Below are 12,530 nucleotides of genomic sequence, written 5' to 3'. Positions count from 1 at the left end.
AGCCAATATGAAAATAGTTCACATAAGCAGTGAACAGGTACCCTTCGTTAAGACGGGTGGACTGGCTGACGTAGTCGGAGCTCTCACACATCATACTGCCAAGCAGGGGCATGATGTAGTTAGTTTTCTCCCTCTTTATCGGACGATCAAGGAGTCTGATGCTTTCAAAAAAGCTCAACAACTCCATTCGTTGGCCATAAAGGTAGGAGACGACGTCTTGGTAGGTGAGGTTTATAAACTAAAGTTGGGTAAGCACTTGGATCTGTATCTGATCGGTCGAGATGAATTTTTTGACCGAAGCTTTCCCTACGGACCCAAGGGCCGAGATTACAGCGACAACGATGCGCGATTCATTTTCTTTTGCAAGGCTGTAGTTGACACTTTGGTACATGAGAATTTTCATGCCGATATTCTGCATTGTCATGATTGGCAATCGGCTTTGGTCCCTTTGTTTGCAAGGGTTGCGGAAGCTCAGAAAGGTACGCAAGTAGGGGCACGTAGTGTGCTTACCATCCATAATCTGGCTTTTCAGGGAGTATTTCCTGAGAAGAGTTTTCAATTAACGAACTTGCCTGCGCCCTTCTACGGAATAGATAGCCTGGAGTTTTATGGGCAGATAAATTTCCTCAAAGGAGGTATCTTCTTTTCAGACGCGGTGACCACCGTGAGCCCCACGTATGCAAAGGAAATCCTGGATCCTGAGTTTGGTTGTGGATTGGAAGGCGTTCTTGCCCGTCGCAAAAAGGAACTTTACGCAATCCTTAATGGAATTGATACCGCGGTTTGGAATCCAGCCAAGGACCCACTGATTGAAGAACATTACTCGATTCGCAAGATGGCCGGAAAAGCTAAGAATAAAGCTGCTCTTTTGAAACGTGCGGGGCTTAAGGGAGGTAAAGAAGTTCCCGTTTATGGCTGTGTCTCGAGGCTAACTGATCAAAAGGGAGTCGATTTCATTTTGAAGCAAAAGGCGTTCTTTTCAGACAATGATGTTCGTTTTGTCGTACTGGGAAAAGGCGATCCCAAATTGGAGCAGGGCTTGAAAAAGCTACAGGCCCAGCTTCCGGATAAGGTGTATGTGTCTTTTGATTACGACGAATCTTTGAGTCATATGATCGAGGCGGGGTCTGATTTTTTTCTCATGCCTTCACGATTTGAGCCTTGTGGCTTGAATCAGATGTACAGCCAGCGCTATGGCACAGTCCCTATTGTCAGCAAAGTCGGAGGATTAGCCGATACGGTCATCGATGCAGAAGAGCATCCCGAAGGTGGTACCGGAGTCGTTGTGACTCCTGACGAGACTGGATTGAAAGAGGGATTAGCAAGCTCCTTCAAACTTCACAAAGACCAAACTCGATATAAGGCCGTACAAAAAGAAGGCATGGAAAGAGATTTCTCCTGGAAAGTATCCGCTATGGATTACGAAGACTTGTACAAGAAAGTTTTATTTGGAGAATCTCAGACTCACAATCCTTGGGGCCGTTAATCAGGAATGGGTCTAGTCAGTCTCTTTGGGCCTTACGCCGGTGCAGCTTCCAAAATTCCTGTAAGGTAAGGAATCAACTGTTTCTTCCGCGATACGATTCCAGGAAGGTCGAAAATGCAGTTCGATTCCACAATTGGATAGGAAATGCGTTCGAGAAACTCTCTTTCTCCTGCAACAAGGAGTAAAGAATTCTGAGAATTAATATCGGTTACCAGCAGGGTTGCCATATAAAGATCTTCCTGCTTCCGGAAGTCTTTGAGGGCTTGCAATAGAATATCTTTTTTCTCCCAGAAATTTTCCATGCCGAGTTCTTCAACTTGGGAAACAGAGTAGCTTATCTCTCCTTCGCAATACATCTTTTGGTCGGCTGTAATGACTTCTTCGGGAGTATTAGATACAATGATGGATCCTGCATTGAAGATCGTTTGGGAAAGCTCATTCGATTCCACATCGGCAATGCCTGCCAACCAGCTTAGTATTTCTTTGTCCTTTGCGGTAGAGGTAGGACTATTCAAATGAAGAGTGTCGGAAATGATACCCGACATCATGATGCCTGCGATCTCTGGGGAGGGTTGAATACTGAAACGCTGATATTGATCAGCGACAATCGTGCAGGATGAGCCCACCGGTTCGTTGATGAAAAGTATGGGCTGAGAAGTAGGTGTGTTCCCCAAGCGGTGATGATCGATGATCTCCAGAATGTTTACCTCTGATGCCCCGTTTACGGCTTGGCCAACTTCATTGTGATCCACCAGGATGATTTTGGATTTGGTAGGGCGTAACAGATCGGTTTTGGAAAATATCCCCAACATCCGGTCTTTATCATCCATTACAAAATAAATAGGGCTGTTGATCATGGCCGTTCGGCGACGGACATCCTTCACCGTCTCTTCAGGTCCGAATTTTGTAAACTTGGTATCGACCATGTCTTTCACCAAGGTTGCAGAGCGAATCGTCCATGCCGTTGTTGCAGAATCATAGGGGCTGATGATAAGGTTGACGCCTTTCTCTTTGGCCAGTTCTACAATTTCTGGATCAACATCGAGGCCACCTGTAATGACGAGCAGTCGCACGCCACTGTAAATGGACTTGGATTGAATGTCGTACCGATCTCCGACGACAATAATACTTTGCTCGGCTGGAATTTTTTCCTCTTCGGTGAATGTTCCGAATGAGCGAATATCCATTGCACCTACTCGGACAAACATCTCTTCCACCTCGTCTGGCTTATTCGAATTAAGTATCTTGGCGTCGATTGAATTTATAATGGCCTGAACAGAGGAAACAACTCTTCGCATGGAGAACGGTTCTCTGATTTTCGGTATGAAAAATTCCCCCATTTGGAAAATGGATAGTAGGCCTTTTACGGAACCGTCTTCCTCAACCACAGGTACCGAACGTACATCAAATTCATCAATGACTTCTAGTGCCTCAATGCAAGTTGCGCCTGTTTTCACGGACCGCACATCTGAGATCATAATGTCCCGCAATCGAGGAGTGACGTCCCCAATGAATAAGGGCAGTGACATGTTGAAATAGTCGAGGATGGCATCGATCCGTGCATTGGAATTACCACACCTGGCAGCAACGTAATCGGATGACTGGGTAAGCTTGTTTTTAAAATCAGCGTAGGCAATGGCTGCGCAGATAGAATCCGCATCGGGATTCTTGTGACCAATTACATATATTGGATCAGACATGATGGGAGCATGTTTCTGGGAAATGGATGAAGGGCGGTATTAAGGATATCAGGTGGAAGATATTCCCTCTTTCCCATCGAGTAGACTTTGATCAGGATCGCCGAAGATTCGGGCACCTTGAGATATCGATTGAAGGAAATTGGTAGTCGGCCTGCGAGTTATGGGATTGGTTAGCTCACCATTGGTGCTGCTATACCACTCAACATTTCCGTCTAAAAAGGCGATGTGGCCAACATCTGCACCATAAGGGGACACGATTTCATCGCTGTCCCATTTCCCAGTCTGAGAATCGAGACCTCTGGTAAAAGCAACCGGTGGAGACGAGGGTGCGTTGGAAGAGAGTCCGGCTACCAGATCAAAGCTGACAGCTGACTGTGAAAAGATCTGAGATAAAACCCAAGGGGAACCTGCTGAATCCCGCTCCGCTACTGCCTGAGGTTTTACGCCTTTTAGTTCAACATACCGGTCCGTTGAAATCTGGTAGATGGCTCCTTCGTATAAGTAACCACGCCAAGCAAGTTCATATGCCAGGTGGTAAACGGTGGTTGCCTCGAAAACGGCGTCTTGGCCTGAGTTCGGGTTCTTGGCAATCCGGATGGGAACGTTTCGCCCGTTATTGTCAGAACGGTATTGTTGGTAAGCGTTGGCAATCTGTTTTAGATTGTTGGACGATTCCGCACGCTTGGCCCGATTTAAAATTCCGGTAATGGTGGGGTAGAGGAGCCCGGCCAAAATACCCACAATGGTGATCACCGTTATCAACTCAATAAGCGTAAATCCCTGTTTTGGGGAGCGCTCTCGACGGGTCTCTGCTTTCATGTTCCTAGAATAGATCGTGTCCTGGACCTTAGTTTCAATGCTAAAATGAGCATCCGGGAGTGATTATCTGTCCCTCTAGGTTCCTATTAGCAGCAGGTCTCTCCTTGAACTTCCATTTTATCGACACGACGAGCATGACGGCCGCCTTCGAATTCGGTGGAAATGAAATCCTTGATTCGGTCATAGGCTTGCTGGTCCGTCGTGTGCTTTCCGGGCAATACCAAAACATTGGAATTATTGTGTTTGCGAGTCATAGCCGCGTCTTCATCGAAAGCGACAAGCGCGGCTCTGATACCTTGCGCTTTGTTGGCGCTGATGCTCATGCCTATCCCAGATTTGCAAATAAGAAGGCCGTAGTCAGCTCTTCCGTCCGTGATGTCGCCACAAACCAGCTTTGCGTAGTCGGGATAATCGACCGAATCTTCATTGAAGGCTCCATGGTCTAACACGGTGTGTCCTTCTTCTTTAAGGTAAGCGGCGACTTTTTCTCTCAAGTCGACGCCGCCGTGGTCGGTGCCTAGGCTTATATTCATGTTGCGGCTGGAAATTTAGTTTTTAGAAATGCGATGAGACTTGGGATCGCTTCTACCATGGAATCTCGGGTGTATTCGTAATCTGCAAAACCACCCCCGAAAGGATCTGGAATTTGTTGGTCGGAAGTATTGTTCATGAATTCCCGCATTAGGTGGATTCGGCCTTCGGCTTGGTCTCCCAGATGATAGCGCACCGAATCCAAGTGTGAATCGGTCATGGCAAAAATGAGATCTGCCTCCAGGAGAGTCTCCTCTGTTGCCTGAGTGGAGGCATGGTCATTCAAGTCGATGCCCACCTTCTTGAGTGCGGCAATTGAGTTCGATGAGGCTGGACAGCCGTTCCCTGCAGCGATGCCAGCCGACCTTACTTTGAGCTGATTCAACGGTGGGGCTTCAACCGACAATGCGTGCTGAACCAGTCGCTCAGCCATGGGGCTTCGGCAAGTGTTGCCTGTGCAGATAAATAGGAGTCTTCCTGACACGGATTAGATAATTAAGATACGCTGGCCCACATTCAGAGAGTCCGAGGGTTGAGTGTCAGCCTCAAAAATTAAAAAATGACTCTTTTTCGTCATTCTCAAGCAATGCTTCCCAGGTTTCAAAATCTGTTCTTGATTCTTTAGACAGGACTTGGCCTTGTTTTACTCAAAATGAGAATCTATTTCATCGGGATCTGTGGCACGGCCATGGGCAATGTTGCGGTGCTGATGCAGCGTGCGGGTCACACAATCGCTGGTTCCGATCAGGGGATTTACACTCCCATGAGTACCGTTCTAGAAGAGGCGGGTGTTCAATGCTTCGCCGGTTGGGATGAAAGCAATCTGGAAACGTTTCAGCCAGACTTAGTAGTGGTAGGAAACGCCGTGACGCGCGGAAATCCTGAGGTGGAATTTATTCTTAGGCGCAAACAGTTTTCTTTTACGAGTCTTCCAGCGCTCATCGATAATCAACTTTTAGGTGATCGATCTCGAATCGTGATCACCGGCACGCATGGGAAAACCACGACTACCGCTTTGACCGCGTGGCTTTTGAAACAAGGGGACCAAGATCCTGGTTGGTTGATTGGAGGAGTGCCCAATTCCCTCTCTTCAGGTTCGGAATTAGGAAATGGGACAAGTCCTTTTGTTTTGGAAGGGGACGAATATGATTCCGCCTTTTTCGACAAGCGCAGCAAATTTATCCATTATCGCCCCGATGTTTTGGTGATTAATAATATTGAATTCGATCACGCTGACATCTTTCGGGATCTAGCGGATGTGAAGCGGACCTTTAATCATCTTATAAGGATTGTGCCAGGCAATGGAGTTATTCTGGCCAATGGGGATGATCCGGTGATTCGCGAGCTTCTTCCTGTATCCTGGACCCAAGTTTGTTTCGTGGGAGTAGAAGATAATAACGACTTCATTATTCAGGATTTTAATGAGGGGCCTAGTGGCAGTGCCTTTAGGTTGGTCGACTCTAAGGCAGGCAAGTCCTTGGAAGTTTCGACTCAGCTAAACGGCATTTTCAATGCAAGGAATACGGCTATGGCCATGCTCGCGTCTGGTTTTGCGGTTAACAGGGAACATCCAATGGATTTCTGTTCACATCATTCATTGGATGGCTACAGAGGTGTTGCACGTCGGCAAGACGTGTTGTTTGAATCGGAACAGCTATTCGTGATCGAAGACTTTGCTCATCATCCGACTGCGATTCGACTGTGCATTGAATCATTCAAAAACTGTTATCCAGAGCGTGAAGTGGTAGCCGTATTTGAACCACGAAGTAATACTTCTGCTACGAATGTGTTGCAGGAGGAATTTATGGGAGCCTTAGGCACTGCTCATCGTGTGCTGATATCTCCTGTCCACCGCGCTGAAATATATTCTGATGACTCTCGTATGGATACGAATGCGATGGTCGAGACGTTGAGTGAACAATGCCTTTCGGCTAAAGCCTGCCTCAGCAAAGAAAGTTTGTTTGCGGATTTAGAGGAATTACCTGGGGACGTTGGACGCTTGGTGATTATCTTTACCAATGGATCTTTTGGGAAGCCCTTGGCTGATTATCTGGCAAAGCTTCGAGGTGAGTGAAGTAGAACAGGTATCTTGTCTGTTTATTTTCAGATAACGTCGGTAATTATCTTGCTGAAAAAATGGATTCGGGATCACACTTATATAATCCTTGGAAATCTCTGTTAGCAGCAAACAGGCAAGATGCCTGTTCTACTCTATGCCAGCTCCTTAACAAGTACCTTAGAGTTTCGTTGGCTAGCTTCTAGCTTATCTGCTCGGGAACTTGGCAGGTTCTCTCTGCCTCCTTCCGTGAATCCACATTTCTGTGTGAAGAATCGAAAGGTTTGGGTGCTGAGTGCGAAGAGGCGAGTGCCTCCTTTGCTTGCGGCTTGTTTTTCCGCGAATGCGACCAGCTTCTGTCCCAGACCTTTGCCAGCTTGGGTCTTTTTGACGATCAGAGAGGCGATCTCAAAGCTTTGATTGTCTGGGTAGGCTACGAGTGAACCACAACCGAGAATGTAACCGTCGATTTCATATACAAAATACGAATCAATGCGCTCTTCTATTTGTTTGAGAGAGCGTTGTTCCAGCACTTCGTTTTCAGTAGATTCGCGAGTAAGTTCAAAAAGAGCTTGGGCGTCGGCCGGGCGAGCAGCGCGAACTTTCTGGTAGTCGTGGTTATAAAAGAGAGTTCCAACACCAACGGATGAGAACACCTCATTGAGGAGGCTGTCCGCTTCAAGTCCGTCCAATATATGTACCCGCGAAACTCCTCCATCGAGAGCTTGCAATGCATGGCGACATTTTCTCTGTATGGTTTCATCGAGTTCCTCAGCATGCGCCCTGAACAAAGTACGCAACTGCTCAGTTTCAAGGGCTCGGTGAAATTGACCATCGATGGTCAGCCCGCTGTGCGAGGTAATAAATAAAATCTTCGAGGCGGCGATAGATACAGCCACTTCCGTAGCCAAATGATCAGAGTCGAGCCTCAAGCTTTCGCCATTTCGATCGAAAGCGATCGGGGAGATCAAGGGCACCATATGGTTGCTCAGGATCTGTTGAAGAGATTCAGTATCCACCCGATCCACCTTGCCCAGATGGAGCTGGTTTTCTCCTTTTATAATACCGACTGGAGTCGCTCGCACTGCGTTGGTGGCAGCGCACTTGATTCCCATTTTTGTGAGACCCTGCATAATGTTGTGCGATACATTCCCTGCGGCCTTGGTTGCCAGTTTCAGAGTCGTGTCATCCACCTTGCCGGTTCCATGGATGTCACTGGCAGTTTCCCCATTACTTTCCGTCAATTGACGCAAGGGTTGGCCAATCCCGAAAACCAGAATGACTTTGATTTGCAGGTTCCTGAGGACGGCAATGTCTAGCAGCAGGCTGTTAAACTGAGGATCTTCGACAATGCGGCCATCAACCGATATGACGAAGGTCTGATTCTGAAACATCGGTACATATTTAAGAATACCCCTCAGGTCAGTCGGCTTAATGTCGGAAATAGAATCTGTGACTGGATCGGTCATGTTACTTTAGGCGCCAGAAAGTATAAATGGCAATGTAGACGGCTACAAATGCGATCACCCACCACATGGGCCAGGGCTTGCTTGGCTTCTTGGGTGATTCTGTTTGTTCATGAGAACCAGTAGGTTGAGGATCCTTGTCCATTTGGGGTGCCATTAAGTGTCCCGGCGTCGGAGGAGCAACTCATTTCTTTGGTTTCAACCGAAGCAAACTCCCAAGCCATACAGAAGAATCAACTACAAGTAAAATACTTTGGAAAGGAAACGTTCGCCGTTGACGGACCCCTTTGCGCTCCTACGCTTTATCGTGTGTATTCTGCTGTGCTCGAAGTGCAACGAACGCCTTAATCCTTTAGTTCCTTTATTCGGGAGCTTGACCCGCTCAGATGGCTGTCAGGCCGTAAATCGGAAGGCAAAAGTCTGAGAGGAAAGCACCCACCTTATTTTCAAAGGTTTGGGGCAACTGAAGCATACGACACAATGGTGGATACGCCATTGCCCCTTCGGGGGCTTTTTGTTGTACGGATAGTGCGCTCATATCGCACCTTACTGGGCGAAATGTAAAAAAAGGATGAAGCGAACGATGGCATTCGTCCTAAAAAAAATCCCCCTAATACTTTGCCACAGTTGGAGCTATTAATGATACGAGGTATTTGCCCATATTGCTAACTAGCAAGTGGCGCTGCCTCCCAAACCTACTTGTCAGGTGGGTAGTATGTTACGATCAATATACGTTCAGGGAGGCATTGTCACCCTGCTCCAACAGGAAAGCGTCGGCTTCAGTCAAGTTACTCGAGCGGTCAGCATGTTCCAGTGGTGCCTTTTTGCCGACTCGCTCTGTTTACTTCTTAATTCCAGATCTTCTTCCTCAAACCTTCAACTACCTCAGTCGAATTCTTTAGTCTGTATAGGCAATGGGGCTTCAATGGATGCCCTGCTGGGACATCGGGATGCATGAAGTCGTCCTCAGTTGTGTGTGTCATACCCAGCTTCTGCATCACCCGCCAGGAAGGTTTGTTTTGATAAGTGGTCAGGGCTACGATTTCAGCCCAGTTCAATTCCTCAAATGCATAGAGAGTTGCGACACGTGCTGCCTCGGTGGCGTATCCATGTCCCCATTAGTCCTTTCTTAATCGCCAGGCGATTTCCTTGGCCGGAGTAAAGTGAGCGTCATAAGATTGGGTCATGAATCCCGTGCAACCAGCAAAGACGCCTCCAATATCGACCGCCCATAATCCCCAACCGTAGTCGTCTATGTGAGTTCGAATTCGTTGAGCCCAATTATAGCTTTCCTCATGGATGGCAGTCTTAGGAAAGAAACGCATGATCTCCGGATCGGCGATTAGTTCCGCAAATAAATTAAAATCAGAATCCTTCCATTGGCGGAGGCTGATACGTGGACCTTGGATCATGATTTAGGGTGTTTGAGAGAAGTCGATGATGAGGTGAACTTGTAGTCTGAATGCTGGAATCTATACAACATGGATTTTATAGGGGCGAAAGATTGTCTAATGTATAGTGATTTGGGTGAGAATTTTCTTTTCACCGTGACGACGAATGTGTCACACAGTCAGCCATGGATTTATTTGTTGTTGGTCAGCGATGCCTAAGTGAGCCGGAGCCCGAGTTGGGGCTGGGGACGGTTACCAGTGTGGATCGCTATCAAGTAGGAGTTAATTTTCCAACCAGTGGGGAGAAACGTATTTATGCAGTGGGTGCGCCTGTTTTAAAGCGCGTGCAATTTCGTGAAGGCGAAACGGTGATGACTCAGGATGAGCAAACGCTCGTGATTGAGGAGGTTGAAGAAGAGGAAGGATTACTTTATTACACGGGTGGAGGACAACGGGTCCGCGAGGATGAAGTATCAGATGTCACGAACTTCAATTTGCCTCAGGAGCGCCTGATGAAGGGCAAAGTAGATTCCGGTGAAGTGTTTGAACTTCGGGCGCGCACTTTGGATGCTCAACTCAAGTCTCGCCAATCTTCCGTGCGAGGATTTCTGGGGGGACGTGTCGATCTTATCCCGCACCAGATCTATATCTTAAGTGAAGTTGCAAATCGTCAGATTCCGCGTGTATTGCTTGCGGATGAAGTGGGACTGGGAAAAACGATTGAAGCCTGTTTGATTCTTCAGCGACTACTTGCTGTAGGAAAAGCCAGCCGCGTGTTAATCTTAGTACCCGAATCACTAGTACATCAGTGGTTTGTGGAGCTACTGCGTCGCTTCAATCTGTGGTTCAGCATTTTTGACGAAGAACGGTGCCGGTCGGTTGAGCATGGAGATCCCGGAGCAAATCCATTTTTGGATGAGCAATTGGCACTTTGTAGTGTGTCTTTCCTGACTGAGAATGAAGTGAGGCGTCAGCAAGCGATCGAGGGAGAGTGGGACATGGTCGTCGTCGATGAAGCCCATCACCTGGAATGGAGTCCCGATGAAGTGAGCGACGATTATACCTTGGCCGAAGAATTGGCTATACGCTCAGAAGGACTACTGCTTCTTACTGCGACTCCTACGCAACTGGGACTCGAAGGGCACTTTGCACGTCTCCGGCTTTTAGACCACGACCGCTACGATGATTTCCAGAGCTTCATGGAAGAAGCAGAAGATTTTGGCACGGTGGCTGAAATTGCTGGGAAGATCATAGACGACGAATCTTTGGACGCGAAGGACAAGGAGCAACTGATTCGCATATTCGACAAGGATCCCGAAGGGCTAGAGGAGCATTTGACTTCATTGGCCTCAAAACTACCGGGGGCAAAAGAGAACCTCCTCAATTCACTGCTAGATCAACATGGCACCGGTCGCGTGATGTTTCGAAATACGCGTTCCAACATGACCGGCTTCCCGGTTAGAAAGTATTGCCCGGAACCCATTCAGGATGGTGGAAAAACCTTGATCAATCGCATTCGTCGTGAGCTTGAAGCCGAGGAAACTGAGCATGAAGATTCCGTCCGCTATTCTTTTAAGGAAGATCCTCGTATTGATTGGTTGGTGGATTTTCTTAAATCGAATCGCGATGAAAAGCTGCTCTTGATCTGTAAGTCACAAAGGAAGGCCTTGGCGATCGAGGCGGCACTGAAGGAAAAAATAAATGCGAAGGTTGGACTGTTCCACGAAGGATTGCCCCTGGTAAAACGCGATCGCAACGCAGCATGGTTTGCTGAGAAAGATGGAGCGCAATTACTCATCTGTTCAGAGATTGGTAGTGAAGGGCGGAACTTTCAGTTCGCTCACCATTTAGTCCTCTTTGATTTGCCCTTAAATCCTGGTTTACTTGAGCAGCGTATCGGTAGGCTCGACCGAATCGGACAGACGGAAACGATTCAGGTTCATATCCCCTATGTGGAGGGAAGTTGTTACCAGTTTATTGCTGACTGGTACCACTCAGGATTGAATTCGATCGAATCATCCTTGCACGGTGGGACGGAATATCGGGATAAATTCAAATCCCGTCTGTTGGATCTGGCGCTCAAGTTTGACGCCGCCAGTCTGGCCGTGAAGCGCAACCCTTGGACGGATTTTATTTCTGAAACAGCTACCTTCCGCGAAACATTGCAGGAGAAGTTGCGTAAGGGGCGCGATCGCTTGTTGGAGCTTAATTCTTTTGATGCGAAGGGAGCGCAAGCAGTCATCGAGGAGATTCAGGAAGTCGATGCGGATCCCGGATTCAAAGAATGCTTAGGGGATATATTCGACCACTATGGCGTTCGTATGGTGGAGCATGAAGTAGGGGATGTATTTCTCGATCCATCGCATGCTTACATCGAAGCTTATCCGTCTATTCCGCAGGATGGTTTGATGGGAACCTTTGATCGTGCTCGTGCCATTCACCGAGAAGACATGGCTTTTATTTCCCCTGATCATCCGGTCTATTGGGATTCCATGGACTTGCTTGTGAATTCAAAAACGGGTACGACAGCGCTGGGACTTATCGAAGCGGATTCTCCGAATATACTGCTCGAGGCTATCTTTGTTCTGGAGACCGTCGCGCAATCAAAATGGCATGTTGAGCAATACTTGGCTCCTACTCCGATTCGACTACTCGTAGATATTCGAGGGAACGATCTCACGCTTGAGCGTGACCATACTTCGATTTCAGAGGAAGCCGAGGATGGAAATATTTTCCGTTTTCTCGAGCAACCCGGGTTTAATGATACCTTGCTCAAGACCATGATCGAAGGCGCTACTGAGATGGCGGAATCGCAGGCAACTCATATCAAGAAGGAAGCAGAAGCATTTGCCGAAAAGACACTCGAAGCGGCTCTCAAGCGATTAATCCAGCTCCGTAAGATTAATGATCATGTGCGATTGGAGGAAATTGAACACGCTCAGCTCCAGCTGGAAAACACCTTGGATGCGATTGAGCACGCCCGTTTACGCTTGGATTCGATTCGCTTGATTGTGGAGGGCTCTACGGAGGCCCTCATGTAGGGGGCCCATTCTCTTCGTTTTTCTTGCTTACAGTGTTGAT

The 12,530-nt window shown here is 47.7% G+C and carries 9 protein-coding genes, 1 other RNA gene and 1 pseudogene; 4 read left to right on the top strand and 7 right to left on the bottom strand.

Features of this window, described 5'->3' with window-relative positions:
- Positions 1-7: 7 nt before the first annotated feature.
- Complete coding sequence (gene glgA, locus GA003_10565) at positions 8-1,486, top strand: glycogen synthase GlgA (GenBank protein QXD26494.1); 1,479 nt, start codon at positions 8-10, stop codon at positions 1,484-1,486.
- Between the two features lie 32 nt (positions 1,487-1,518).
- Here the strand turns inward: glgA and GA003_10560 are convergent, their stop codons facing one another.
- The 4 genes from GA003_10560 to GA003_10545 all read right to left on the bottom strand — a co-directional run bounded on the left by GA003_10560 (position 1,519) and on the right by GA003_10545 (position 5,020).
- Positions 1,519-3,186 carry a putative manganese-dependent inorganic diphosphatase gene (locus GA003_10560; protein QXD26493.1) on the bottom strand — a complete coding sequence of 556 codons (1,668 nt, stop codon included), beginning with the start codon at positions 3,184-3,186 and terminating at the stop codon, positions 1,519-1,521.
- Positions 3,187-3,234: 48 nt separating this feature from the next.
- Positions 3,235-4,005, bottom strand: a complete 771-nt coding sequence (locus GA003_10555) for a prepilin-type N-terminal cleavage/methylation domain-containing protein (protein QXD26492.1) — start codon at positions 4,003-4,005, stop codon at positions 3,235-3,237.
- Positions 4,006-4,091: 86 nt separating this feature from the next.
- Positions 4,092-4,538: a ribose 5-phosphate isomerase B gene (gene rpiB / locus GA003_10550; protein ID QXD26491.1), complete on the bottom strand. Its 447-nt coding sequence runs from the start codon at positions 4,536-4,538 to the stop codon at positions 4,092-4,094.
- Positions 4,535-5,020, bottom strand: coding sequence for a low molecular weight protein arginine phosphatase (locus GA003_10545; protein QXD26490.1), 486 nt, complete (start codon positions 5,018-5,020; stop codon positions 4,535-4,537). The genes rpiB and GA003_10545 overlap by 4 nt, the downstream gene beginning before the upstream one ends.
- A gap of 168 nt (positions 5,021-5,188) precedes the next feature.
- Here GA003_10545 and GA003_10540 point away from each other — a divergent pair, with 168 nt between their 5' ends.
- Positions 5,189-6,610 (top strand): Mur ligase, encoded by a 1,422-nt coding sequence (locus GA003_10540; GenBank protein ID QXD26489.1) that lies wholly within the window; start codon positions 5,189-5,191, stop codon positions 6,608-6,610.
- Positions 6,611-6,747: 137 nt separating this feature from the next.
- Here the strand turns inward: GA003_10540 and argA are convergent, their stop codons facing one another.
- Both argA and GA003_10530 read right to left on the bottom strand, forming a co-directional pair.
- A complete protein-coding gene (gene argA / locus GA003_10535; GenBank protein QXD26488.1) occupies positions 6,748-8,061 on the bottom strand; it encodes an amino-acid N-acetyltransferase in 1,314 nt (437 codons plus the stop codon).
- A 1-nt stretch (position 8,062) separates the two neighbouring features.
- Positions 8,063-8,203, bottom strand: a complete 141-nt coding sequence (locus GA003_10530) for a hypothetical protein (GenBank protein QXD26487.1) — start codon at positions 8,201-8,203, stop codon at positions 8,063-8,065.
- A 165-nt stretch (positions 8,204-8,368) separates the two neighbouring features.
- Between GA003_10530 and ssrS the strand changes: the two genes are divergently transcribed.
- A non-coding RNA gene (gene ssrS, locus GA003_10525) (6S RNA) lies at positions 8,369-8,551 on the top strand.
- A gap of 355 nt (positions 8,552-8,906) precedes the next feature.
- Here ssrS and GA003_10520 read toward each other — a convergent pair.
- Positions 8,907-9,470: pseudogene (locus GA003_10520) on the bottom strand (GNAT family N-acetyltransferase).
- A gap of 164 nt (positions 9,471-9,634) precedes the next feature.
- Between GA003_10520 and rapA the strand changes: the two are divergent.
- Complete coding sequence (rapA, locus tag GA003_10515; protein QXD26486.1) at positions 9,635-12,490, top strand: RNA polymerase-associated protein RapA; 2,856 nt, start codon at positions 9,635-9,637, stop codon at positions 12,488-12,490.
- The last annotated feature ends 40 nt before the right edge of the window (positions 12,491-12,530 follow it).

Source organism: Opitutia bacterium ISCC 52 (assembly GCA_014529675.2).
In the GTDB taxonomy this organism is placed as follows: domain Bacteria; phylum Verrucomicrobiota; class Verrucomicrobiia; order Opitutales; family UBA2995; genus UBA2995.
The sequence above is the reverse complement of the archived record's forward strand: the minus strand, read 5'-3'. Positions and strand labels throughout refer to the sequence as shown.

Coding starts and splice junctions, on each gene's coding strand:
- glgA (QXD26494.1), top strand. CDS start 8: ATGAAAATAGTTCACATAAGCAGTGAACAGGTACCCTTCGTTAAGACG.
- GA003_10560 (QXD26493.1), bottom strand. CDS start 3,186: ATGTCTGATCCAATATATGTAATTGGTCACAAGAATCCCGATGCGGAT.
- GA003_10555 (QXD26492.1), bottom strand. CDS start 4,005: ATGAAAGCAGAGACCCGTCGAGAGCGCTCCCCAAAACAGGGATTTACG.
- rpiB (QXD26491.1), bottom strand. CDS start 4,538: ATGAATATAAGCCTAGGCACCGACCACGGCGGCGTCGACTTGAGAGAA.
- GA003_10540 (QXD26489.1), top strand. CDS start 5,189: ATGAGAATCTATTTCATCGGGATCTGTGGCACGGCCATGGGCAATGTT.
- argA (QXD26488.1), bottom strand. CDS start 8,061: ATGACCGATCCAGTCACAGATTCTATTTCCGACATTAAGCCGACTGAC.
- GA003_10530 (QXD26487.1), bottom strand. CDS start 8,203: ATGGACAAGGATCCTCAACCTACTGGTTCTCATGAACAAACAGAATCA.
- rapA (QXD26486.1), top strand. CDS start 9,635: ATGGATTTATTTGTTGTTGGTCAGCGATGCCTAAGTGAGCCGGAGCCC.